General features: G+C 58.2%; 19 protein-coding genes and 1 pseudogene. 13 read left to right on the plus strand and 7 right to left on the minus strand.

All coding sequences use genetic code 11. The features are described from left to right. Positions 1–185 precede the first annotated feature (185 nt). On the minus strand, positions 186–830 hold the full coding sequence (locus tag QYQ93_RS14260) for a DUF2026 family protein (RefSeq protein WP_338474839.1): 645 nt from the start codon (positions 828–830) through the stop codon (positions 186–188). Positions 831–886: 56 nt separating this feature from the next. Beyond that, positions 887–1648: an abortive infection family protein gene (locus tag QYQ93_RS14265; protein ID WP_338474840.1), complete on the minus strand. Its 762-nt coding sequence runs from the start codon at positions 1646–1648 to the stop codon at positions 887–889. Between the two features lie 408 nt (positions 1649–2056). On the opposite strand from QYQ93_RS14265, the gene QYQ93_RS14270 reads away from it, so the two are divergent. Continuing rightward, positions 2057–4612, plus strand: a complete 2556-nt coding sequence (locus QYQ93_RS14270; protein ID WP_338474841.1) for a hypothetical protein — start codon at positions 2057–2059, stop codon at positions 4610–4612. Between the two features lie 48 nt (positions 4613–4660). Here QYQ93_RS14270 and QYQ93_RS14275 read toward each other — a convergent pair whose 3' ends face one another. After that, entirely contained in the window at positions 4661–4885 is a 225-nt protein-coding gene (locus tag QYQ93_RS14275) for a PAAR domain-containing protein (protein WP_338474842.1), read from the minus strand. 346 nt (positions 4886–5231) lie between these two features. Then, positions 5232–6146 (minus strand): LysR substrate-binding domain-containing protein, encoded by a 915-nt coding sequence (locus QYQ93_RS14280; RefSeq protein WP_043049406.1) that lies wholly within the window; start codon positions 6144–6146, stop codon positions 5232–5234. Between the two features lie 256 nt (positions 6147–6402). On the opposite strand from QYQ93_RS14280, the gene QYQ93_RS14285 reads away from it, so the two are divergent. From QYQ93_RS14285 to pgm, 4 genes are all read left to right on the plus strand, one after another. Further along, positions 6403–7425, plus strand: a complete 1023-nt coding sequence (locus QYQ93_RS14285) for a zinc-dependent alcohol dehydrogenase family protein (protein WP_043049405.1) — start codon at positions 6403–6405, stop codon at positions 7423–7425. 703 nt (positions 7426–8128) lie between these two features. Beyond that, the gene (locus QYQ93_RS14290) at positions 8129–9553 is read left to right on the plus strand and encodes a hypothetical protein (RefSeq protein ID WP_338474843.1); all 1425 of its coding nucleotides are present in this window, start codon (positions 8129–8131) and stop codon (positions 9551–9553) included. Positions 9554–9586: 33 nt separating this feature from the next. Continuing rightward, positions 9587–10993, plus strand: a complete 1407-nt coding sequence (locus QYQ93_RS14295; protein WP_338474844.1) for a PLP-dependent aminotransferase family protein — start codon at positions 9587–9589, stop codon at positions 10991–10993. A gap of 103 nt (positions 10994–11096) precedes the next feature. Further along, a complete protein-coding gene (gene pgm, locus QYQ93_RS14300) occupies positions 11097–12740 on the plus strand; it encodes a phosphoglucomutase (alpha-D-glucose-1,6-bisphosphate-dependent) (RefSeq protein WP_338474845.1) in 1644 nt (547 codons plus the stop codon). 334 nt (positions 12741–13074) lie between these two features. Here pgm and QYQ93_RS14305 read toward each other — a convergent pair whose 3' ends face one another. After that, positions 13075–13770, minus strand: coding sequence for a pirin family protein (locus tag QYQ93_RS14305; RefSeq protein WP_338474846.1), 696 nt, complete (start codon positions 13768–13770; stop codon positions 13075–13077). Between the two features lie 219 nt (positions 13771–13989). Here QYQ93_RS14305 and QYQ93_RS14310 point away from each other — a divergent pair, with 219 nt between their 5' ends. Both QYQ93_RS14310 and QYQ93_RS14315 read left to right on the plus strand, forming a co-directional pair. Continuing rightward, a complete protein-coding gene (locus QYQ93_RS14310; protein WP_338474847.1) occupies positions 13990–16446 on the plus strand; it encodes a UvrD-helicase domain-containing protein in 2457 nt (818 codons plus the stop codon). Between the two features lie 273 nt (positions 16447–16719). Beyond that, a pseudogene (locus QYQ93_RS14315) lies at positions 16720–16986 on the plus strand (helix-turn-helix domain-containing protein); the annotation flags it as partial. A gap of 813 nt (positions 16987–17799) precedes the next feature. Here the strand turns inward: QYQ93_RS14315 and QYQ93_RS14320 are convergent. Continuing rightward, entirely contained in the window at positions 17800–18072 is a 273-nt protein-coding gene (locus QYQ93_RS14320; protein ID WP_043049399.1) for a DUF1652 domain-containing protein, read from the minus strand. A 259-nt stretch (positions 18073–18331) separates the two neighbouring features. Between QYQ93_RS14320 and QYQ93_RS14325 the strand changes: the two genes are divergently transcribed. The 5 genes from QYQ93_RS14325 (at position 18332) to QYQ93_RS14345 (ending at position 22783) form a co-directional block, all read left to right on the plus strand. Continuing rightward, positions 18332–19141 carry a helix-turn-helix transcriptional regulator gene (locus QYQ93_RS14325; protein ID WP_338474848.1) on the plus strand — a complete coding sequence of 270 codons (810 nt, stop codon included), beginning with the start codon at positions 18332–18334 and terminating at the stop codon, positions 19139–19141. Between the two features lie 49 nt (positions 19142–19190). After that, positions 19191–20597, plus strand: a complete 1407-nt coding sequence (locus QYQ93_RS14330) for an FAD-dependent oxidoreductase (protein ID WP_338474849.1) — start codon at positions 19191–19193, stop codon at positions 20595–20597. 27 nt (positions 20598–20624) lie between these two features. Then, positions 20625–20966 carry a cupin domain-containing protein gene (locus QYQ93_RS14335; RefSeq protein WP_057010969.1) on the plus strand — a complete coding sequence of 114 codons (342 nt, stop codon included), beginning with the start codon at positions 20625–20627 and terminating at the stop codon, positions 20964–20966. A 60-nt stretch (positions 20967–21026) separates the two neighbouring features. Continuing rightward, on the plus strand, positions 21027–22106 hold the full coding sequence (locus QYQ93_RS14340) for a polyamine ABC transporter substrate-binding protein (protein WP_338474850.1): 1080 nt from the start codon (positions 21027–21029) through the stop codon (positions 22104–22106). A gap of 209 nt (positions 22107–22315) precedes the next feature. Continuing rightward, a complete protein-coding gene (locus QYQ93_RS14345) occupies positions 22316–22783 on the plus strand; it encodes a M10 family metallopeptidase C-terminal domain-containing protein (protein WP_043049394.1) in 468 nt (155 codons plus the stop codon). A gap of 2 nt (positions 22784–22785) precedes the next feature. On the opposite strand, the gene QYQ93_RS14350 is transcribed toward QYQ93_RS14345, so the two are convergent. Then, complete coding sequence (locus QYQ93_RS14350; protein WP_124377870.1) at positions 22786–23571, minus strand: helix-turn-helix transcriptional regulator; 786 nt, start codon at positions 23569–23571, stop codon at positions 22786–22788. Between the two features lie 198 nt (positions 23572–23769). Here QYQ93_RS14350 and QYQ93_RS14355 point away from each other — a divergent pair, with 198 nt between their 5' ends. Beyond that, entirely contained in the window at positions 23770–25134 is a 1365-nt protein-coding gene (locus tag QYQ93_RS14355; RefSeq protein WP_338474851.1) for an APC family permease, read from the plus strand. Positions 25135–25139 lie beyond the last annotated feature (5 nt).

Consider the following 25139-nt stretch of genomic DNA (forward strand, 5'->3'; position numbering starts at 1 on the left):
TGTCGTTGTCTGCAAAACCAGCAGACGGAAGCGAGGATTGTCCCAGTCAGCAACATAGACGCTCGATGGTTGGGTTATCAATTAGGCTATACAAGTAGCCCGCTATGCGGAAAGTCGCCAGGGGGGGAGGCGTGTGGGGCCTCTCGTGGGCAGACCACTTTGTGAATGGCCCAACCCTGTTTTGCTTACCAAGAACCGACTACTGACACATCCTTGAGCTTCACGGTGGTCATCTGACCTTTTTCATCACCCACGGTGATGGTCGGAGGGATTGTTTTCGGGGGTCGCCTGTACCAGTCACAGCATCCCTGTATCACGTCACTGAGAAATTGGCTTTCCAGGACTTTCCGCACAAGGTTGTCAGTCAGCACTGGATTCGGATCGAAGAAAAAATCACCAGCCTGTTCGAGCTCCATGGGGGATGGATTCATGGTGTCGAATTTTCTCTGAAAGGATTTGGCTGGTGGGGTGAATGCATGATGGGAAGATTTAGCCGTCTCAGGAAAAATCGGGCTCATAAAGTCGATTAGATAGCCGTCGCACGCAACCATCGCGTGGAAGGCGCTGGGGCTGCTATAGGCTTCGCCATCTTCAATCGTTGCGAAGCACATGACCTTCGAGTCTTCGCCATCCGTCATCAGGCACATTGCGCCTGCGAGGGGGTGGGCCTCCCTCCTATAGTGCTGACGGAGAATTGCGGCGCCCGCCATGCTGAAGTACCAGCAGGCGTGAGCAGTGTCTGCCTGGCACGAGTCCAGCACGCTGCGGATGACACGATGAATCCGCAAATAGTCGAGGAGCGGTAATAGCTCAGGCAATTTCTTGCTCATGGTTGTCCTTTTCAATAAGGGTGGCCCGGTCCTCCGGCTTCCACCGGTGCACTGGATCAGTGTCCAAGCTTGTTGTTCAGGTAATGAAAAAGCGTTCTGACCGCATTGACGAACAGGAATGCTTCTGGCGCCTCAATGAGGTGTTCGTTTGGATGAGCGACGCTTCCGTGGTTGCGGACGGTGTTCAGTGCATCCAGAACAGAGGCGAATGACTGAAGTACCTTGGCAACATCTGTCGTATGGGCACCCAAATTAGTCAATGCAGGATGATTGGTGCGAAGTGCTTTGAAAGCCTGGGTCAGGGTCGCATCGGGGGAGATTGTAATGCTGGCCGCTGCACATTCGGCCTTCAGGTAGCCGTGCATTGCTGTATGGAGGCGATCCACGGCGCTCTGTGCACCATTCGTCTCGATGAGTTGATCAGCGTCCGTAAGCGCCCGCCGTACAACCTCAGAAGCGCATACCGAGGGCGTAACTGCTCGGACGTGACCGACGCTGATTCCTAATTGATGAAGATGGTTCGGCACGGATACTTCTAAAAGAGGCAGTACCTTCGGATGCTCAATCAGTAGCGCCAGTGCCTGGCCGTTGTGATGCTGCATACGGGTGACCACTTCAAACACGCAGTCACTGTAATCCGGGTCTCCCCAGTCGAGGCTCCGCAAAAGCCGCTTGTGGCCTGTGATGTAGGCGTGCAGGCCTGTGAGGTGCCCAACCTCATTCCAATCGGATTTGGTGAATGTCTCGGTGATCGCTCGCTGTACAGCGACGATCAGGGGGCCATTCCAAGATTGGTCATGGAGCAAATACTCATTCATACGAAAATCCTTTTCACTGTGTCCGCAGTGCTGTGGGGTCACTGACCGAAAGCCTGCGATTGGTGCAGGCTCGATTTCTCCACCTGTTCCAGCCTTGATGACGATTCATCGATTTGCAAGCAGTCGCCAACGTGCTCGGTAGCGAGTCCATCCCCGAACAATGACCCCAAGGTGGGTATGGTGTCCAGCAGGGTACAACGTGACTATCGATTCGGGAATCGCGTGCGAAGCTGGAGGAAGAGGCAAGCGCATCGCTGAGTGCATGGCAGTTCGCCATAGCAAGCACGGTTTGCGTATGATGCCGAGCTCGCCCTCGCTAGGCCGGCTTCTGCTTTTCAAACCTTTATTGCAGCTTCAGCAGCTCGGGGCATCCACAGCCACGATTAGTCAACTAGGGAGCTCTGCTCTATGGACTTGGACCAATTCATTTCGTTAGAACCTGCGGCCTTCAAGAAATTGATTGAAGGTGGGTATCTCGATGATCACGGCATCTGGATCGTCGATGTATACAACGCACTGATAGAGCGTACGCCGGAGCATCCAGCTCACGTCGAGCAACTCGCGGCGAGTGCTGTGGAGGCATACCTCGGCTCCGGGCTCCTTAATGAAGCCATCCTGTACCTAGAGCTGCAGGCTCGCGCGCTGCTCACTCAGCACAAGCTCAAAGACGCAGTTGTGCTTGTCGAACGCATCGCTGATCTGGAAAGCGATGCCAGTGAAAGCACGGTTCTGGAGCTGACAGATGACATCTTAGCCAGTGGAGACTCATATGGGGTTGGTGTCGATCAGCGACCGAGAGTAATGGCGGAAGTTGCGCGATTGCTTCAGCGCTATGGGCAGGAAGAAAAGGTGGTCGTCCTTTATCTAGATGCCGCAAAAATCTATTCAGGGCATGGTGCTACCCAGCCGGCATATCGATGTGTGAATGACGCGGAGATTCTTGCTCATTCGCTACGGTCGCTAGAGCTTATCGCGAAGTGCTACGCCACAGCATTGATCGTCGCTTGCGAGGAGCATGATTACCCATTCGGGGTTGGAGCGGGTGAGAAGGCGTTGAGCGTGTATCAAGAGCTTGCTGTTGAGCCGCCCCCGGAGTTGCTAGGAAACCTGGGCGTGGCGTACATGAATACTGGTAGCGAAGAGAAGGCGATTGAGTATTGTGAAATCGCTTTGGCTAGCAGTTGTTGCACAGCAGGATTGTCGGTGTTCGTCCGTGGAAACCTATCGATATGCCTGAGGCGCTGTGGCCGGCTGGCAGATGCTGAAGCCGTGCTTGCGCAGGCAGAAGCGGCCATTGCCCCGGAGGGTCAGAGCGTTGAGGCAATCCTCGAAGTATGCCTGAGCGGTGCGAAACTGGCGGCAGCGAACAGCGATGCCCCCAAATTGGCTCGACGCCTCAGCGATGCAGCCCGGCACCTTGATGAGGTTCTTTCAAATGTGCTCAGGCTGCATCATCGACGCGGAATCCGCACTCGCTACATCTGTCGAATTGAAGGTCTGTTGCGGGATCTCCCAAGTACAGGTAATGCAACGGAGGTGTTGCTGCCCATGCTCGCAGTTCGGGGCAATGCTATGGGGGATTGGCTGACGATATTGAGCTGGGCGAGCAAAGTCGCTCAATCGCGGTCTGCATCGGATAAGCTGATTGAGAGGCTGAATAGGAGCCTGTTGCAGATTCGTGCAGTTGGCGCTCCACACCTCTATGGATTTCGGGAGAAGTGGGACGACGCATGGGGTGCATACAACAGGGGTGAGTTGTGGGACGAGTTGTCAAACATTGCCGCAATGCTTCACTCCGAAGCGATTGGTCGACCACTGGATCTTGCAAGCGCCGAGAGTCAATCAGAGGTTTGCCGTTCCCGGTTGATTGGCGGTCACTGCTTGATGATGATGACCTATGCAGGGGAAACCGCGCTCCTGTGGTGCCTCATTGGGGGCGAGTACAAACGGGTGGAGATACCGCTGGAGCTGATCAAGGAGTGGCATGTAGCGCAGCTAAAGTACGCGCAACAGTTCATCTCTCAGAGGCAATTCATAAGCGAGTTGGGTAGTCTCATCAGCGCGCTTGCTCCGGTGCTGGATCCTGTATTTGCAGAGGTTGCTGATGCTGGTTGTAAGTCCATCCGATTCATCGAGGACTGCCTTAACGACGTACCGCTGATTGAGTTCGCTCTGCGCAATTCCGAGCTATCCGCTCGAATGTCCGAAGGTCATTTTGAAGTCAGGACGGTTCCGGCATTGATTGAGTGTTCTCAAGATGACGGCCCCATTTCCTCAACGATTGCCATTGTTGATCGGCAGGAAGACCTCTTGCTTGCTTCGTTTGAAGCGAAGGCGTTCACGCAGGCGGCGGGTCTACCCCCGGCGGTCTCATTGGTTAAGAAAGACGAGTCCAGTCTTGAGGAGCTGCTTCAGGGGTATGACGCGTTGGTGGTGTCTACCCACGGTCATTCGATTGAGTTCTTCAGCGATGCCTACTTTGCGCAACTAGGTACCCCCGAGAATCCCCACCTCTTGAGCGTCCACGCGCTTCAGGTAGCGGCTCCGACTCTCCAACTGCGATTGGCCTTGGTGAATACTTGCTTCTCCGGGACCAGATCGGCTCGCAACTTTCAGACGAGCTTCCGTACAAGTGATTCCGTGGCTTTGCCTAATCTCTTTCTGCTGAATCGGCGAGCCATTGCATTGGCTGGCAGCTGGAAATCCTCAGATACGGCGTGCTTTGTTCTCACCTATCTGGTAGGCGAAGGTCTCAAGCTGGGATTCCCTCCCTCTGCAGCTCTGGCTAGAGCAATTGCCCGATTGCGAGCGAGCACGCGCACGGCCGTGATTGAAATATTGGAATCGCAGCTATCGGGTAAGGAGCTGGAGGAAGCTATCAGTCGAATAGCTGGTGCGCCTGAAACCGGCATGTTCTCCAGTCCCTACTTCACAGCCGGATTGACCATCCACGGCCTTCTCTAAGGAGATCCCTGCTTATCCTGGCAGACGCCGAGTTTTCGCTTCCGTCACTTACTCCACTAGCCAGCCCGGCTCACCTTCCACCAGGCTACCGGCGTGGCTGGTGCTGTTGCCCTGGCGCGCTGCGGGCTGGCCTTCGATGATGGTGCCGGGCGCGCCGGTCAGGATGACAGCGACGCAACTGATTTGATCACCGACGCGCGCCACGGCGCGTCCATTGATCTGCGCGCCGCTGACGACAGTGCCGGTGTCGTGGAGTGCTATCGACTTCGGCATTTTCTCTGGCGCTTCTTCAGTCGCTTGATCGTGTGGTCGATCAGGCCCTTCACCGCGTTAGCTGGTTTAGCGTCTCGGGCGCTTTGAGTAGCCACGATGCCAGCGGTTTTGTCCATCCGCACCGTTCCGCTGAAAGCTTCAGGCCGGTCTATCGAATCGCAGAGTGTCCGGTCGGAGCTATCCTCATCAATAGCCCACTTGGCCTCAGGCTGGGGGCATCCTTTTCAAACCATCCAAAGCATGCCCTCAGATATGCCCCCAATGTAGCAATCCACTGGAATTGAATGGAGCTCCATGGCTTGTGGAAAGGCAAAAATGATCAGATGAACAGCTTGCCAGAAGACGTCTAAAGACTCTCAGGGTCGCCAAAAAACATCTGAATCCGCGACCTCAACCACCGCTCACCCGGATCATTGTCCTGCGACCCACGCCAGGCCATGTGCAGCTCAAACGAACGCACAGGCAGCGGCGGGTCTTCGGCGCGTAAGCCACCTGCCGAGGTCAGCGCCTCGGCGGCGTAATCCGGCACGGTGGCCAGAATGTCCGTTCCCGCCAGCAACGTGCCTAACCCGTTGAACTGAGGTACCGCCAACACCACATGGCGTTTGCGGCCGAGTTTCTCCAGCTCTTCATCAATAAACCCGCTCAGGTCGCCGGCGAAGGACACCAAGGCATGGGGGCGTGAGCAGAAGTCGTCCAGGCTCAATGAGCCGGGCACGCTGTCAGCGCGCAGCAGTTTCGGCAGGCTGCGGCGCAGTACCTTGCGCTTGGCGTTGGCTGGCAGGTCGGCGGTGTAGCTGACGCCGATGGAGATTTCACCCGAGGCGAGCAAACCGGGCATCAGGATGTAGTTGACGCGGCGCACCACCAGCACGATGCCCGGGGCTTCGGCGCGCAGGCGCTTGAGCAATTGCGGCAGCAGGGCGAATTCCACGTCGTCGGACAAGCCGATACGAAACACCGCAGTGCTGGTGGCCGGGTCGAATTCGGCGGCGCGGCTGACAGCGGTGGAAATCGAGTCCAAGGCCGGGGAGAGCAACTCAAAGATTTCCACGGCGCGGGCCGTGGGTTCCATGCTGCGCCCGGTGCGTACAAACAGCGGGTCATCGAACAGCCCACGCAGACGCGACAAGGCCGCGCTGATGGCCGGCTGGCCGAGGAACAATTTCTCGGCGGCGCGGGTCACACTGCGCTCATGCATCAAGGTTTCGAATACGATCAAGAGGTTAAGGTCGACACGACGCAGGTCGTTACGGTTCATCTTGTGTCCTGGAAGAGTCTGTAAACTTGACGTGAGCGGCCATATAGCACGATTCAGCAGCATGACCGGCATGAATCTTACGGGGAAAGGCTGGTACTCTGCACCGGCTAATTGATTTTTCCTACGATAGTTGAGTTCTGCTCCTCCTTTGCGAAATCAATGACAGACATGTCGACTATTAATGGCGACCGGTGGCCTTACCTGGAAAGCCCAGATAAAGTTCATGGCATTAGAGGTTACTTTGACGAGGTTTGCGATGTCCCGCACGATCCGTTTTCACAAGTTTGGTCCGGCCGAGGTGCTCAAATGCGAAGAGCATGCAGCCGCGCAGCCCGCACCGGGCGAAGTGCAGGTGCGTGTCGAGGCGATTGGCATCAGCTGGTACGACATTCTATGGCGCCAGAACCTGGCGTCTTCCCATGCTCGTCTGCCTTCGGGCCTGGGGCATGAAATGGCGGGTGTGGTTGTCGCCTTGGGTGACGGCGTGGATGACCTGGCTGTGGGCGACAAGGTGGCCAGTTTTCCGGCCGAAAGCCCCAACGATTACCCGGTGTATGGCGAGCAGATCATCTTGCCGCGTTCTGCCCTGACCCGTTACCCGGATGTCTTGAGCCCGATTGAAGCCAGCGTGCACTACACGCCGTTGCTGATTGCGTATTTCGCCTATATGGATCTGGCGCGGGTCAAGCCCGGGCAGTTTGCCCTGGTGACCGATGCCAGCCACTGTTCCGGCCCCTCGTTTGTGCAACTGGGCAAGGCCCTGGGTGTGCGGGTGATTGCCGCGACGAAAAACAGCGCCGAACGCGAATACCTGCTCTCCCTTGGGGCGGAAAAGGTCATTGTCACCGAAGAACAAGACCTGCTGATGCAGATCAACAAGTTCACTGACAACCGTGGCGTCGACGTGGTGTTTGATGGCCTGGGCGGCCCGCAGATGTCGTTGCTGGGTGACGTCCTGGCGCCCCGTGGCAGCCTGGTGTTGTATGGCTTGCAAGGTGGCAACCAGACGCCATTCCCGGCCTGTGCAGCGTTTCAGAAGAATATTCAGTTCTTCGTGCACTGTATCGGCAACTTCACGGGCAAGCCGGAGCTGGGCATCGTCCAGGATCAGGTGGCACTGCAGCGTGCCTTGCGTGATATCAACCAGTTGACGGCCGATCGTGTGCTTGTGCCACTGAAAACTACGGTATTTGCGTTCGATCAGTTCGTAGAAGCCCACCGCTATATGGACGAATGTCCATGCCGCGAGCGTGTCGCCTTGCAGGTTGAAGCTGTTTGAGCTGTAGGAGTATTCGCAAATGAATACGCTGGCGTCTGAGCCGATGAGGCAAATGCGCCATTTGACAGGGCTTAACCCACCCCCGGGTTGAGCCTAGGCAGAGGGGCACTACCCCGCAAATAATACCTTTTTCCCCTTATGCCGCCCTGAAACCCAGTGCGGCGTTGTCGTGTGGGCGCCATTAATGTCTCGGATCCGGCAAATCTGAACGGGTTTTCGGCGATCTTCTGTATCTGTTAATCATTATTTGAGCGCCGATAATTGTGCCTACCCTGTCATCTCAAGGACTGAGCAATGATTGATTACCTGATATTCCCGCCGCGTATTTCAGGAACTAAGGAAGGCGTCTCTGTGCACCCTGAAAGTGTACTGATAACGCCCGGTTGTTTTGCAAGGAGCAGATTGAAATGGATGATTAATCCTCGTCAGATGTGTCCCTAGTTTTTTAGTTAAAACAGTGTAGGAAGTTGTCGGAGTATTCCTAGGGTCGGTAACCCAACGCGTCTATGTCAAGCTGGAGCGCGATTTTTCCGGGGTTGGGCCGCAGTGAGAAGGCAGGGGTCGCCGGTGCTTTTATTGCAAGGTGCTAATGTTTAACTGTCTTTGCGCCGTGTGGCACCCGACACACCTACAGTCGTAATGGGTCGAGCAATTAATATTGATAGTTGCTTGAAACTGACACTTCAACTCAGGTAGTAGAATAATGAGCGCAATTCATGAGCAAGCCATGAACTATGTTTACCAACAAGTTCTGCAGCGTATGATCGGGCATTTCACGCGGGCCGAGCGGACTGTACTTCAATTGTTGGTCCAGCGAATTGTGGTGGCAGCCGGCGGCATGGAGCAAGTGGGGCACTACAAAGTGCTGATCACCCACGGCGGCGGCGGGGTCAGCAGTTACACACTGGCGATGCTACGAGCCGCGCAACTGACCATCGCAGGCCGTGCGCCCAAGACGTTTCACCTGCGGGTCGCCACTCTGCGCTATGCAGGCATGACCCAGGCCACCCTCGACAACCTGAACCAAGGTTATAGCGCGCTGTTTTTTCATGACGACCCGCGTGTGGAGCTGTTGATGGTCGAGAACCGCGACGTCCAGCCCTTCAATTCGCAACGCCCGGCTTCCAGCGCCGGGCGTGAGGTCAGTCAGCGCAATATGCTGCTGCTGGGCCACCTGACGTCCGGCGATATCCGCGCCACGCTGTGCAACGACACCTACCTGGCCTTCGGTGAGTTCTACCAATGCGTCGCCACCTGGAACGGCGGTGTGCATGCCATGGTCAGCGGTGACTCGCCACGCAAGCAAAGCCAATACCTGGCGTGGCTGAAAAAAACGGCGCTGGCAACCGGACTTGATTTCGCGCCTGGCAAACCGATGTCGCTCAACCGGCTGTTTGCACGCATGGAGGAGTGGAGTATCGCTTGCTACCGTGACCTCTATGGCGAGCATTATGTGGGTACAGAGGAGCCGGGCCGGGGCGGGCACCGTCATCTGGCCTATATCGGCATTGCCGACTTGCTCGATGATGTGGATGTACCCCGCTCAACGCTGCTGACTGACTTCCTGGCGCACAAGCAGGACCCGTTTGATTTTCACTTCAGCCATCCTGCCGCCCCCAATCCATTACTCATGGCACACTTGCACGGCTTGCAGGCCCAGTGCCTGCGTGAGCTTTCTTATGAGCATGGCGTGGAGAGTTTTATTCGCCAGGCAATGGACTGCATGCTCCATCGGAAAATCCCAAACGCATTGATCGTCGAGGCCTCAAGCGAGGATGGGCGCATCCTGTCCACCACCTACGCCCAGGAATTCTTCGGCTTGGACGAGGGGCAGCTGACCTGCCTGCTGTTCGCCCCCTTCATTGAGCACGGCGAGCGGCTGGAGGGCTTCTTGCGTCAATGCCACCCCGGCATGTTGGTGGCGCTCCCCGAACTGCACAAGGCGCTCCAAGGCAAGCCTGCAGCCGACATGCTGCAACAGTGGCTGGTGGATACCAGCGGATTGCCGCTGCCGCTATTGCAGCACGTGTACCGCAAGCGCCCGCTGCAGGTGGAGCGTGGCATCCTGTCACGCAAGCCGCGATTCACGCAGTCCGAAGTACCGACTGCACGGTTATCGGGGCGTTAGCGTGTATTTGTTTGTACGGGCCGGTGAGCGGCCATGAACCTGCGGGGAGAGCGGCAGGCAGATTTTGCCTATCAGGCGGTTTACCGCTACATGATCAACCTGATCAACGAAGTCAGCCTGGAAACACCGGTCAAGTTGCCATCCTTGCGGCAGCTGTCAACACGCTTGAACGTGTCGATCTCGACGATCCAATACGCCTACTCGCTGCTGGAGAAGGAAGGGCGGGTGTACTCGGTGGCCAAGTCCGGATACTTCGCCTGGCCGGTAGCCGCCAACCCCCAGCTGACGGGGGGCGCTGACCTGCTCGAAAGGCTCTACGCGGCGGCGCGGCGGCCGGCCATGGTCGTGCTCAGTGGGGATGAGCCGGCGCTGTTGGGCTCGCTGGATGGTGACTTGCTGGCGCTGGAGCGCAAATTGGTGCGCCGCTACCCGCACCAACTGCAACCCTGGTCGCAACCCTGCGGTGTATGGGAGCTGCGCGCAGCGCTAGCGGCGCGTTATACCTCATCGCCTACGCGCTGCTGGCAGGCCGACGAGGTGTATGTCGGTGTCGATCTACAGGGTGTGCTGGAGATACTGATTGACGCCCTGGGTCTCAAGGGCACCGTGTTGGTGACCGAATCACCCTGTGATTATCGGGTCTTGCGCCTCTTTCAGGCTGCTGGTGTACGGGTGATCGAATTGCCCTGGCTCGCCGATGGCCGCTTCGACCTGGCGATGTTCGAGCACCTGTTGCGCCACGAACCCGTGCACCTGGTGCTGCTGTCATCGGTGGTGAGCATGCCGTCAGGTACGGCGTTATCGGTTCCGGAAAGGTTGCAGATTGCGCATTTGCTCGAGCAATACGGTTGCTGGCTGCTGGAGAACGACACCTTTGGTGAGCTGAGCTACACGCCATCCCAGGCCGCCCTGCGTCACTTGGTCAACCCGGAGCGGCTACTGGTGTTCTCGTCGTTCGAGAAAGTGTTGGGTCCGGAAGCGCCCTATGGCTATTTACTGTCGCATCAAATGAGCAGTGAATTGCAGCGCCAGTTTTTATTGCGCTCATTTCGTTTGTCGTCAATCCGTCAGCGGGCCATTGCCCGGCTTTGTCAGAGCGGGCGCTTTGATCAGCACCTGCGGGCATTGCGCCAACTGCTACAGGAGCAAGCGCAGGCCATGAGCCTGCGGTTGGACGCACGCATGCAAGGGCGCGTGAGCTACCGGGTGCCCATCGCCGGGGCGAGTTTCTGGTTGGAGTCGGTGGCGCCAGTGGATATGCGCCTGATCTTTCAGCGGATGCTCACGCAACAGGTCGTGATAGCGCCGGGAGAGTTATTCAGCCTCAGCGGCTTGCACCATCAGCATATGCGCTTGAGCCATACGTTCGCGGGGCAGCCCAATCTGGATGTCACCTTGGATGCGCTGGCTCAGGCGTTGCTCGAGGCGCAGACCGCTTAGAGTTTGAAATTTCTCTTCAGGTTGTAGGATCGATACCGTCGCGCGGTAGTCCAAGTCCCAGTAAACTGACACTTTTCCGAATCCTTCTTTTCGAGGTTTATGCATGACTATCAGTCCTTTTGCGGGCAAACCGGCGCCGGCCCAGTTGCTGGTGGATATCCCGCGACTGGTCACGGCCTATTACACCGGCCAGCCTGATGCAGCAATCTCTACCCAGCGTGTGGCCTTTGGCACCTCCGGGCACCGGGGCAGCTCATTCGAGCTGAGCTTCAACGAATGGCATGTACTCGCGATCAGCCAGGCCATCTGCCTGTACCGCGAAGCCCAAGGCATCAACGGGCCGTTGTTCGTGGGCCTGGACACCCATGCGCTGTCCACGCCTGCCGGTGCCAGTGCCCTGGAAGTATTGGCCGCCAATGGCGTACACGTCATGCTCGCCGAAGGCGATGAGTACACGCCGACCCCGGCGATTTCCCACGCAATCATCTGCTACAACCGTGGTCGTACCAGCGGCCTGGCGGACGGTATTGTGATTACACCGTCCCACAACCCGCCGCAGAGTGGCGGTTACAAGTACAACCCGCCTAATGGCGGCCCGGCGGATACCCACGTCACCAAGTGGATCGAAGCCAAGGCCAATGAACTGCTCGCCAACAAGCTGGCCGGGGTTAAGCGCATCACCCACGCCCAGGCGCTCAAGGCGGACACAACCCATCGCCATGACTACCTCAACAGCTATGTGGCCGACCTGATCAATGTGATCGACATGGATGCGATCCGCAGCGCCGACCTGCGCCTGGGCGTGGACCCGTTGGGCGGAGCCGGGGTGCGCTACTGGTCGGCGATTGCCGAGCACTACCGTCTGAACCTGGAGGTGGTGAACACCGAAGTCGATGCGACTTTCCGCTTCATGAGCGTCGACTGGGACGGCCAGATTCGCATGGACCCGTCGTCCAGCTACGCCATGCAGGGCCTGATCGGCCTCAAGGAGCGTTTCGACGTCGCGTTCGCCTGCGACCCGGACCACGACCGCCACGGCATCGTCACCCCGTCCGGCGGCCTGTTGGCGCCGAACAACTACCTGGCGGTGTCCATTGATTACCTGTTCCAGAACCGCCCTGACTGGCGCGCCGATGCTGCAGTGGGCAAGACCGTGGTCAGCAGTGGCTTGATTGATCGCGTCGCTGCGCGTATCGGTCGCCGTTTGTACGAAGTGCCGGTGGGCTTCAAATGGTTCGCCGACGGCTTGTTCGAAGGTTCGTTGGGCTTCGGTGGTGAAGAAAGCGCCGGTGCCTCGTTCCTGCGCAAGGACGGTACGGTGTGGAGCACCGACAAGGACGGCTTGATCCCGGCTTTGCTGGCGGCGGAAATGACTTCGCGCAAAGGCCAGGACCCGAGCCAGATCTACCGCGGCCTGACCGACGCGCTGGGCGAGCCGTTTGCCATACGTGTCGACGCCAAGGCGACCCCGGCGCAGAAAGCCCTTCTGGGCAAGCTCTCGCCGGAGCAGGTGACGTCCACGCAATTGGCCGGGGAGAGCATCCAGCAGATTCTCAGCCATGCACCGGGCAATAACCAGGCAATTGGCGGCTTGAAGGTCATGACCGAAAACGGTTGGTTTGCCGCACGGCCATCGGGCACCGAGGACATCTACAAGATCTATGCCGAGAGCTTTATCGGCGAAGATCACCTCAAGCGGCTGGTGGAGGAGGCGCAGGTACTGGTGGACGGTGCAATCGCCCAGTAGTAACGCCGAACCCAATGTGGGAAGGGCCGTGCCCCGACGGCGGTGAGTCAGTCACAGTTGCGTTGACTGAAACCCCGTCGCCGGGGCATGGGTATCCACACCTTTGGGTGCGCCGCAGGACCCTGTGGGAGGGGGCTTGCTCCCGATGGCGATGGGGCAGCCACAGATGCATTTACTGATACGCCCTCGTCGGGGCATGGGTATCAACACAACTTTTTAGCAGTCAATATCCTGGTCGGCTGCCAGGCCGCCATCGGGAGCAAGCCCCCTCCCACATTGGATCAGGGCGTCAGTCAGATAGCGTTCTGCTGTAAGGCCAGCATCGGGCGCAAGCTCAGGCCAGGTCGACCAATACGATCTCGCTGTCCTCGATTGCCGTCACCCGCAATATCTGCTCATCCTCAACCGCCACGCCATCTCGCGCCTGTGCCCGCAAACCATTGACGTCAATCACGCCTGTGGCCGGCACCAGGTATGCCCGGCGGCCGCTGTCCAGTCGATACTCAGCGCTTTCCCCGGCTTTCAGGTTCGCTGCCACCAAGCGTGCATCGGCACGGATGCTCAGGCTTTCACTGTCGCCGGCCTTACCACTGGCAAGCGTCACAAAACCCTCACGGTTACCTTGTGGAAACGGTTTGGCCCCCCAGGACGGCGGTAGCCCAGCCTGATTCGGGATAATCCAGATCTGGAAGATCTTGGTCGGTGTAGCCTCAAGGTTGTATTCACTATGGGCGATCCCGGTGCCCGCACTCATCACCTGCACATCACCAGCCTCGGTGCGACCTTTGTTGCCCAGGTTATCGGCATGACTGATCGCGCCTTCACGCACGTAGGTGATGATTTCCATGTCGCGGTGCGGGTGCTGGGGGAAACCGCTGCCCGGGGCGATGATGTCGTCGTTCCATACCCGCAGGTTGCCCCAGTGCATGCGCTCGGGGTCGTGGTATTCGGCGAAGGAAAAGTGGTGATGGGCGTCAAGCCAGCCGTGATGGGCGCCGCCCAGGGTGCTGAAAGGTCGAAGTTCAAGCATGATCGTCTCCTATTGATGGGTCTATCATCCAGCAGCGGATCATCGATAAAAAGCGTAAAAAGTGCCTAATTCCTATCCGTTAATTCGATATGTTTGGTCTATATCAACTTTCACTTCATCGCCTAACTGCATGACAGCAAAGCAATTGGCTGGAACTGAGCGCCGATTCCGGCGACCATGACGCCCCTCATCACAGCCAATCTCATCGCAGGAGTCCGCGTGCCGCAACACAAGCCTGATCTGCCCCCCGAACTGCGCCCCTTGGCCGAGATGCCGCTATTGAAACGACTGGCCGCTCGTCTGTTTGGCCACGGCCTCACCCGTTTGCGTGCACAGCACCGGTTCTCCTGGTTGCATGGCCAAGCTGACGGCTTTCGCAGTGGGCATGAGGCGGGTGTGGAATATGGTTATCGCGAGGGCAAGGCCGATGGGATTGAGGAGGGCCGGCAGGTCCTGTTGATCCGCGACTTCCGTGCGGACGAACACCCTGCGCCGGGAGTGGATGACAGCCTGTTCGATGACTGGCGGCTGCCGCTCACGGCGGATGTGAAAAAACGCATGAAGGCAGATGTAGCGCGGCTGCTGCCGGCCCAGGCGCAGCCAAGTGCGGCGCAGTGGAAGATGATTTTCAGCGATACGCCCTCGACTTCGGTGATCGCCGGAGCCGGCGCGGGTAAATCCACATCCCTGGTGCTGCGCATCCTGCTGCTGAGCCATTATCTGGGCTTTGAGCTGAGTTCGATGACGGTGGTGACCTTTACTCGCGAGTCGCGTAAGGACTTCATACACAAGCTCATGGACATTCTCAGCTTGTGGGGCCAACCCCTTGGCATGAAGGAAGCCCAGGCTGTGGTGCGTACCTTCCACTCGCGCATCCTGCCAATGGTGCGCAGCCTGCCGGGCTTTGAGCGTCTGCAAGCCTTTGAAAACCTCAGCGACGGTTCTGCGGACGCCGACAGCAACCCCTTCGACCTGCGCATCGGCGACGCCCAGCGTCAACAGATGAATGCCTGCTATCACCGCCTGCATGGACGCCACCAGCGTTTTCGCGAGCTGATTGCACCGCTGGCCCGCCAGGGCCTGCAACTCAAAGAGCTGGAGCGTGATCATCCGGACGTGCAAAAACGCATCGCAGTGACAGAACTGGCGGCCAAGCGTGATGACGAACTTTGCGATGTGATCGAAGATCTATGGTTTCGCGCCGGGGCGTGGCCGATCAAGGGCATAGAGCCCAGCCGCCAGACTTTTGAAATCAACGGTGCGCAATTTCATTGCCACGGCTATATCCCGGCGCTGGATGCGTGGGTGGTGCTGGGTTTCGATGCGCGGGAAAACGCCCAGCTCAGCCGACCGAACTCTAAACTATCCGTACGTGCCGAGTGGGCGGTCAAGCGCACACTGTTTCAAGCTTTCTGTCGTAAGCCTATGATCTGGCTGGATAACTATGAGGCTTCAAAGCGCTTGATCAGCAGCCTGGCCGGCGATGCAACGGCCGGGCCTGGGTTTGATTACAAGGTCAAAGGCGAGCTGGCCTCGGCGCCGCTGTTGGATAGTTTTGTCATGGCCGCTGGGTTTATCGAGAACCTCGGGCTGGACGTACCGATGGCCGTGGGCCAGATGCGCTTTGCCAAGGACGATCCGGATCGGTTGTTCTTTGAAGCCCTGAGCATTTTCTGGAAGGCCCTGGAAGATCACCTGCTGGATCAATCGCCGCCGATCATGACCTACAACCGGATGTTCTCCCTGTTCGGTGAAAACACCCCGGAAAACCTCAAGTTGCTCAGCGATCCGCTGCTGCGGCCGATGTCGCACTTGATGATCGACGAATTCCAGGATGTTTCGCCACAGATTGTCTCGTGGATACGCGCAAGCCTCAGGGAGATCCGCAGTCGCGGCCCGGCGATGCATGTGGGGCGCGGCGCACAGCGTTCTTCATTGCTATGCGTAGGGGATGACTGGCAATCGATCTATGGTTGGCGTGGCAGCTCGCCCAAGTTCTTCATGCACTTCAATAACGAATTTGCCTCGCCAACTACCACCCGCGTGATGCTGGCGGAGAACTATCGCAGCCACCAGCACATCATCGACGCGGCCGAACATGTCGTGCGCAGTGCTCCGGCGATTCCCGGCAAGAAGGCCAAGGCCAGTGGCGCGCCCAAGGCATTGGTGCCCGTGATGGTGCTCGAACGCGACGACGCGGCGCTGGGCCGGCGATTGCAGGAGCACTATCAGCGCGGCGAAAAAGTATTAATGCTTTATCGAAAAAGCAGCGATAAGTTACTGATTCAAGAGCATATTCAGGCTGTAGTTAATGTGGATTCTAACTTGCCGCCCCACGAGCGCAGGTTGAAACAGCTGACCTATCACAGCGCCAAGGGCTTGCAGGCGGATGCGGTATTTCTACTGGGGGACTGCCAGCATCTCACCAGCTCGCCGTACAAGAATCAGGTCTACCGCATGGCGGGCCTGGGCAAGGACGGTGATAGCGAACCTTATGACACGGCGCAGAAAGAAGAAATATTGCGCCTGGCCTATGTCGGCATTACCCGAGCGGTCAGCCACTGCTATTGGTACGTGGAAAAGCCGGAAGGCCAGGGCGTGAATGTGCCCAAGGCCTCTGAACGGGTGGACGGCAGAAAAGCCTTCTTCAATGACCAGCGCTGCCCCTCCAACTGACACAGAGCCAAATGTGGGAGCCCCCACCACATCTTCGATGTGACGCTGTCGCGCAGCAAACTAGGGAGCTTGCTCCCGTGGCGGCCTGACAGCCGAGCAGGATGTTGGTTTTCGGCCTGGGTACATATCCGTTGTTTAGGTAACGGCCACTTATGGTTCCGCTTTTACAGCGGCTCACTTTTGAACGGCGTGTACGGACCGGACAGATGGTTGACGGGTGTGCGGGGACATAGTGGACACTTTGCGGCGAGCCAACTTCGTCGGAAAGCCATCATGCCTTGGACTACGAGAGACGCCATGAGCCCGAAAGAAGAGTTCGTTGCCTTAGCACGGCAACCCGGCAGCAACAAACGTGAGTTGTGTCGACGATTCGGTATCAGCCCACAAACAGCGTACAAGTGGCTCAAACGCTACGAGGCGCTGGGTCAGCCTGGTCTGCAAGAGAAATCCCGCAGGCCAGCGACCAGCCCTAAACTGACTCAGACGGCTTTGGAAGCCCAAATCATCGCACTTAGACAGGCCCATCCAGCATGGGGTGGGGCGGCTAAACCGGCATCCCTGCCGGTTTACCCCCCAAATCCCTGTCGAATTCCGGCCAGCGTGGTTTAACGGGGCGCCTGAGATCAAAAACACAGCGAGGCGGCCTTATAGCCGACCTGATCGTTGAAGTGTGCGCGTACCCCTGTGGGAGCGGGCTTGCCCGCGAAGGTCGTTAACGATGACGCGGGAAACCAGAAAGAACGCGGCGTTCTCAGGTTTTTCGCGAGCAAGCTCGCTCCTACAGAAAAAGCAGAAGCACCGCCAGCGTATCTGCGACGCGCAGCGAGTCGCTTTTGATCTTGATCTCAGGCGCCCCGTTAAACCACGCTGGCCGAACGCAGGCTTGAAGCCGTGGGTAACCCGGCAGGACGCCGGGTTAGCCGTCATGGGCCAGGGATGGCCCATGACGGCGGCCCACGGGTTCAAGCCGGAGTGAGGGCACACCGAGCCTAGGTGAGGTGCCGAGTGGTGGGGCAAGAGCGTTTTGCTTACTTTGCCGCTTTTGCAAAGTGAGCCGCCGTAAGGGCGGAACCATAAGTGGCCGTTACCTAAGCAACGGATATGTACTCGTCCCAACAACCCAACGACCCGGTCACATCGTCGACGTGGCGCCGTCGCGCAGCAACCTGGACCGTCTCCAAAATATCCGGCGTTAGGACTAAATTTTAACTCTTTAAAATCAGAAGTTTACTTGTAGTTTGAGGGGCTTGCCCCCGATTGCAGAATGTCAGTCACCGGATGTACCGGCTGACACACCGGCATCGGGGCAAACCCCCACCCACATTAGCTAATCGGCGGCTGCCCAGATAGTATTCAGGCCCGCAACGACAACGGCGGCACAAAACACTCCAGCTCATCCTCCACCGCCTCGATGATGCGCTCCACATCTGCGGCGTTCATCACGGTGGCACAGGGGATGCCGGCGATGGCGATCAATGTCTCGCCGCTGGCCCGGTCAAACAGGCGGGCGACCATGCTACCGGGGGCGTCCATGCTGCCCTCGAAGCCCAGCGGATGGAAATGCCAGCGCATCAACTGGCAGGCGTTGGGAAATGTCACTTTGTTCATGTTGCCCACCTTGTTCATTGAGCGCTTCCTTTAGCTCGCGGCAGGGGGGCCAGGACCTTCACTGGTCATGGCGTTGAAGAGCTTTAAAAATAGCATTCGTTCGCAAGTACAAGGTGAGTTTTTTCGACCCGTTCGGCGGTTCTTTTCCGGGTTTTTGACCTGGGTCATGTCCTACCGCAGAACGGGCAAAAGGCCATTAGCTGGAAGTGTCAATTGGCCATTGAAGGTGCCGGCAAAATTCGGCACTCTCAGCTGTTTACCCGTCGCAGAGCCGAACATGCCCGACATCGCCCCAGACGATGACCGCCAGAACACCCTCGCCACCGGCGAGTTGGTGATGCGTCACCACTTGTGCTGGCGCCATCGCGACCTGGACGGGGTCATGGCTTATTACCACCCCGAGATCCAATACCACGACTTCTTCCAGAACCGTGTGGTGGGTTATGCCGAACTGCGCGAGTACTTGCAGGCCAGCATGCCCCGTGAAGCTGACGAGGCGATCGAGCATACCGACCGTATCCGGGCCGATGGCGACACCGCGTTTATCCAGTACCGCATCACCTTGCGCGGCGGCCAGGGCCTGGTGTCATTTCGCACCAGCGAAGCCATCACCGTGCGCGACGGGTTGATCTGGCGGGTCAATGAATATGCCTCCCTGGTGCATGAGCAGCCTGCCCAGTCCATGCGTCCCACGGTCAGTCGCCTGGGCTTGTCGCCCCAGCAATTGGGGCATATGGCTAACGACCTGCAGCAGTACTTTGAATCCAGGCAACCCTATCTGGATCCGGACCTGGACCTGCAACGGGTCGCGAAGGAGTGTGGCTACAGCCGCAATCAGATTTCCTACCTGCTCAATCAGGTCCTTGGCCAAAGCTTCTATCGTTACGTCAATCAGGCGCGGCTCCAGCATTTATTGGCCGCACTGGACGGTGCCACTGCTCCTTTCAAAGTCGATGAGCTGGCTTTTGCCGCCGGGTTTAATTCACTCTCGGCGTTCTACAGTGCTTTCCGCCAGCACACCGGCCAATCGCCCAAGGCTTACGTCAAACAAATTTCCCTGCGTGCACGCGCGCAAGACAGCCCCTGACGCCGCGCTCTAGGATCGACCCTATCGAAACGAGGTAGGGGAACCTGGCATGCCGGCATGGCGCAATATCAGTCTATGGATGGACCAACTGGACGACCCGCTGGAGGCGCGGCCGTGCCTGGAGCATGACTTGGATGTCAATGTGGCGATCATCGGTGCCGGCTATACCGGCCTATGGACCGCCTATTACCTTAAACGCCAGGCTCCGGAGCTGAAAATCGCCATCATTGAGGCGCAGACCGCCGGCTTTGGCGCATCCGGGCGCAACGGTGGCTGGCTGATGGGCAATCTGCTGGGCGAGGACCGCCTGCTGGCCGGCCTCGCTCCGGAGCAACGGCGCGCTTCGTTTGACCTGCTGCACGGCATTCCTGATGAGGTAGCGCAGGTGTTGGCCCGCGAAGGTATCGACTGCGACTACCGCAAAGGTGGCGCGCTGTATTGCGCCGCACGCTACCCCGAGCAGGAGGGCAGCCTGCGCCGGTACCTGGACAAGCTGTATGCCCAGGGCCTTACCGAAGATGATTACCGCTGGCTCAGCCCGCAGCAGTTGGCCGAGCAGATTCGTATCGCCAAGCCCTATGGCGGTATCTATGCACCCCATGTCGCGACCATCAACCCGGCCAAGCTGGTGCGCGGCCTGGCGCGGGCCGTTGAAAGCCTCGGCGTGAGCATCTACGAGAACAGCTCGGTGACCCATTGGCAATCCGGCAGCCTGCGCACAGCCAAGGCCAGTGTGCGTGCCGCCTGGGTAGTGCCGGCAGTGGAGGGTTACGCCAATACCTTGCCGCTCCTGGGCCGTTACCAGTTGCCGGTACAGAGCCTGATCGTCGCCACCGAACCCTTGCCCGCCAGCACGTGGGATGAAATCGGCCTCAACCGGGGCCAGGCATTTGGCGAGAGCAGCCGACAAGTCACCTACGGCCAGCGCACGGCCGACAATCGCCTGGTGTTCGGCGCCCGCGGCGGCTATCAATTTGCCGGTAAGTTGCGCCACAACTTTGATCTCACCGACAGCGAAGTGCAGCTGCGTCGCTACCTGTTTGGCGAACTCTTCCCACAGCTGAAGAAGGTAAGGATTACCCATTCCTGGGGCGGCAACCTCGGCATGTCGCGCAATTTCCATCCGCACATGCTCTGCGACCATAAAACCGGCGTTGCGCTTTCCGGCGGCTATGGCGGAGAGGGCGTAGGCGCCACCAACCTTGGCGGCCGCACCTTGGCCGATCTGATACTGGGCCTTGAAACGCCCCTGACCCGTCAACCTTGGGTGATCCGCGAACGCGGCCTGCAAGCCCTCAAGGCCTGGGAGCCCGAGCCGTGCCGTTGGCTGGGCTATAACGCGATTATCCGCAGCTTTGTCCATGAGGACCAGGTATTGGCCAACCCCAATACCGCGCCCTGGCGCCGCAGGTTGGCGACCGGCGTCGCCGGGTTCATGGAAGGCTTCATGCACTAAGTCGTTCCACTCACACGGGAAACCCCCATGAGCATCACCCAATTCAAAGACGCACTGAACACCCGCCTGCCGGACTCGTCACCGGTCGCCGCGCCCCTGGGCGAGCCTATCGCCGTGGCCTCGACCTTGAGCGTGGAACGTGATGATGGGGTTGAGACCGGTATCTGGGAATGTACCCCGGGGCGCTGGCGCCGGCAGATCAAGTCCCAGGAGTTTTGCCATTTCATCCAGGGTCGCTGCACCTTCACCCCCGATAACGGTGAAACCCTTCATATACAAGCCGGCGATGCACTGATGTTGCCGGCCAACAGCACCGGCACCTGGGATATCCAGGAAACCGTGCGCAAGACCTACGTATTGATCCTGTAACGCTTTGATCCTTGATCGCCTGCCATAACAACAGCCCTAAAACCGCCAGGAAATCGAACCATGAAAGCCATTGCCCTGTTGCCCTTGATGTTGCTGGCCTCCGTCAGCCAGGCCGCCGAGACCGTGAAGATCTACAACTGGTCGGACTACATCGCCCCGGACACCACCAAGAACTTCCAGAAAGACACCGGCATCGGTTTCACCTACGACCTGTACGACAGCAACGAAACCCTAGACGGCAAGTTGATGACCGGCAAATCCGGTTACGACGTGGTGTTTCCGTCCAACCATTTCATGGCCCGTCAAATCCAGGGCGGCGCCCTGAAAAAACTCGACAAGCGCCAGTTGCCGAACTGGGAGAACCTCAACCCGGTGCTGCTCAAGGCCGTGGAAAACAACGACCCGGGCAACGAGCATGGGTTCCCATACCTGTGGGGCAGCACCGGCATTGGCTACAACATCGACAAGGTCAAGGCCGTATTGGGCGATAACGCGCCGGTGGATTCCTGGGACCTGATCTTCAAGCCGGAAAACATGGCCAAGCTGCAAAAATGTGGCGTGGCCATCCTCGACAACGGCCCGGAACTGCTGCCGGCAGCGCTGAACTACCTGGGCTTGCCGCACCACAGCAAAAAGCCCGAGGACTACAAAAAGGCCGAAGACCTGCTGATGAAAGTGCGGCCTTATGTAGCGTATTTCCACTCCTCGAAATACACCGCCGACCTGGCCAATGGCGATATCTGCGTGGCCGTCGGTTTTTCCGGCGACATCCTGCAGGCCGAAAGCCGCGCCAGGGAAGCCAAGAACGGTGTGAACATCGGCTACAACATTCCCAAGGAAGGCGCGGCCATCTGGTTCGATATGGTCGCCATGCCCGCCGACGCGCCCGATGAAAAAGCCGGCTATGCCTTCATGAATTACCTGCTGCGCCCGGAGGTGATGGCCAGCATCACCAACTACGTGCACTACGCCAACGGCAACGCGGCGGCCGACAGCCTGGTTGACCCGGCGATCAAGGCGGACACCAAGGTGTATCCGAGCCCGGATATGATGGGCAAGTTGTTCGCCTTGGAAGCCATGCCGTTGAAGATTGATCGGATTCGCACGCGAGTGTGGAATACCATTCGCACGGGGCGCTGATTAAGTAGGCTGGCTTACGCTGTAAGCCAGTCTTTTGCATATCAATTGGCAGGCATTAACCGCCGAATGCACTGAATAGATAATGACGTCATATTTAAGACATTTGATGTCAAATATTACGCATGGAAAGTGTTGTTTACAGTGTGAGAGATTTCGGTCCGCTGCATGTAACACATTCACATAAACGCATTATCTAAAAGGTGATTTAAATGTCCTCCATACAAAGCCTTCCAGCAGGTGGCACGTGGACCCAGCCAGAAAATAGCCCTCCCGTCTTGCGCGGTACAGACCAGCGCGAGAGCCTGGAAGCCCAGCGCGGCGAGCCCTCAGTGCTAATTGGCGGCGGCGGCGCCGACCAGTTGGTGGGCCGGCAGGGTGAAAATACATTCAAATATGAGCACAGCACCGACTCCCTCAGCGATGATCCGGACACAATCTTGAACTTCAATCCAAAGGAAGACGAGATCGATGTGTCATTGGTACTAAAAGATCACAATATATCGGCCATCAACATTCAACCGGGTCCACCCGTGGACGTCGGTGACGTGCAGTTGAGTCATGAGTTTGGCGTGAGTACCTTGAATATCAAAGTCACCCCTGAGGGCCCGAACTTTTCTGTGCGCGTTGACGGTGTAAATCTATTGCCGGAGCACATTAATTTCTTTCATTCGGATTGAACCTACGGATTATCCAGATCGTGCCCCAATGATTGGATGAATAATGAAAACAACTCGGGCTGGGACGAGATGTCCAGCTTGGCGTACAAATGCCTACGATGCACTTTCACCGTGTCCGGCGAGATCTTGAGGCGTTCGGCCATGGCCTTGGAAGAAAAACCGCGCAATACCAGGCGGGCGATTTCCAGTTCGCGGTCCGAGAGCACACCACTGCCAAAGTGGCTCAATGCGTCTCGGATCTGGCTGTCCATCGCCGGAGCCCGCTGAGTACTTTGTTGCCAGTGCTGCTGCATCAGCGGCAGCACCCAGGCCGCCAGCGTGGTCAACAGCCCGGTCTCTTCGAAGCTGAAGCGCCGCTGCATACCCAGTGACAGCGAGAGCGTGCCCGCGCCGGGCAATTGCAGGATAAATTGCACCTCGTCTTCCAGCACGTTGTCGTGGAAGTAGTTGAGGAAGTACTCACTCTGACGGAAATGGTCCGGCGCCACTTCCTCCAGGCGGTAAACGCCGCTGGCATAGTGCTCGCGGCACGCCTGGTAAAACGGATCGAGCAGGTACAGGCCATTGAGGTACACCAGCATCGAAGCCGGTTTGCTGCTGGGTTGGGCGTCGTACTCCTCCAGGGCCTGGGGCGGGCCATCCAGCGGGTAGAAAATCGCCAGGGCGTTATCGAAGGGCAGGCATTGGTGCAGTAACAGCACCAGCTGTTTCCAGAACCGCTCGGTGCCGATCTGTGACAGGGTGCGGCCCAACCCCGCGTGCATGCCGATTTCCCTGAACAGATGCATGTACCTGGCTCCATCATCGAAATATCGGCCAAGAGTTCGGCTTTTAGCGGGCATCGTCAAGGGGAGTACGCCAATAGGGGAATTGGCTGATAGATCCAGGGCCGATAACGTCGCAGTCATCCAACGGGAAGCATATCCCGCAAAAACATCATTTTTCGTTTCTGCCTCACACCAAAAACAACGACAGAGGATAACGATATGAGCGCTACTCCCGCGCCCGATGGCGTGCTCAAGCCCACCCTGAGCGTCTTTGATGTAGTGGCCATTACCGTTTCCGCGGTAACGCCGGCCAGTTCCGTATTCGTGATCGCCCCGTTTGCCATCCAGCAGGCGGGCAGCGGCGTGTTCCTCGCTTTTGTGATGGCCGCGTTGCTCGCACTGATGTTCGCCTTCTGTTACGCGGAACTGGGCCGCGCCCATAACAGCGCTGGTGGCGAGTATGTGTATGCCAAGCGGGTGTTTGGCGGCATGCCCGGCTACGCGACGTTCCTGACCGTGCTGGTGATGTTGTTGTTTATCCCGCCGGTGCTGGCAACGGGGGCGGCGACTTACCTGAATAATGCCCTGGGCACGAACTTCGATTCACAGACCGTCGCCCTGGTGATCGTGGTATCCAGCTACGCCCTGGGTATTCTCAATATAAAGCTCAATGCCTGGATCACTGGCACGTGCCTGCTGTTGGAAGTGGCGGCCCTGCTGGTGATCGTGGTGATCGGCTTCGGCAACCCGGTACAACCGGCCAGTGTGTTGTTCCAGCCACAGATCGTCGAAAACGGCGTGTTGCACCTGGCGCCCTGGGCCCTGGTAATCGGCGCGGTTGGCATCGGCCTGTTCTCGTTCAATGGCTACGGCCCGGCGGTGTTGCTGGCCGAAGACATGAAATGCGGCGGCAAGGGCGTACACAAGGCGGTGTTGTGGTCCCTGGGCCTGGTGGTGGTGATCGAACTGGTGCCGATCACGGCATTGTTGATTGGGGCGCCGTCCCTGAGCGCGATGATCAGCAGCCCCGACCCCATCGGTTACCTGTTGACCAGCCACGGCAATGAAACCCTGTCGCGGCTGGTCAGTGCCGGGATCTTCCTGTCGGTGTTCAATGCCATTGTCGCCATCGTCATCCAGATTGGCCGGGTGGTGTTCAGCAGCGGCCGCGATGCGTTGTGGACGCCGAGCATCAACAAACTGTTCACGCGTATTCACCCGCGCTGGGATTCGCCGTGGCTGGCGACGCTGTTCCTGGCGATTCCTTCGGCGCTGTTGAGTTTCAGCTCGAACCTGGCCGACCTGACTTCGTTCAGCGTCTTGCTGATCATGCTGGTGTACCTGGTGGTGGCGCTGAGTGCGCTGATGAGCCGGGTACTGTTGCGTGATCGCGAGCATCCCTATCGCATGCCGTTGTGGCCGTTGCCGGCCTTGCTGGCGGTGCTCGGCGCGGGGTACCTGTTGGTGACCTTGATCCTTGAGGCATCGGTGCGCGACATCATGATCATCATCGGCCTGCTGGCCCTGTCGGTGATTCTGTATTGCATCAGTGGCCGGTTGAGCCCGGCGTTCCAGAAATTGTAAGGAGT

This window comes from Pseudomonas khavaziana, assembly GCF_036704165.1.
GTDB lineage: Bacteria > Pseudomonadota > Gammaproteobacteria > Pseudomonadales > Pseudomonadaceae > Aquipseudomonas > Aquipseudomonas khavaziana.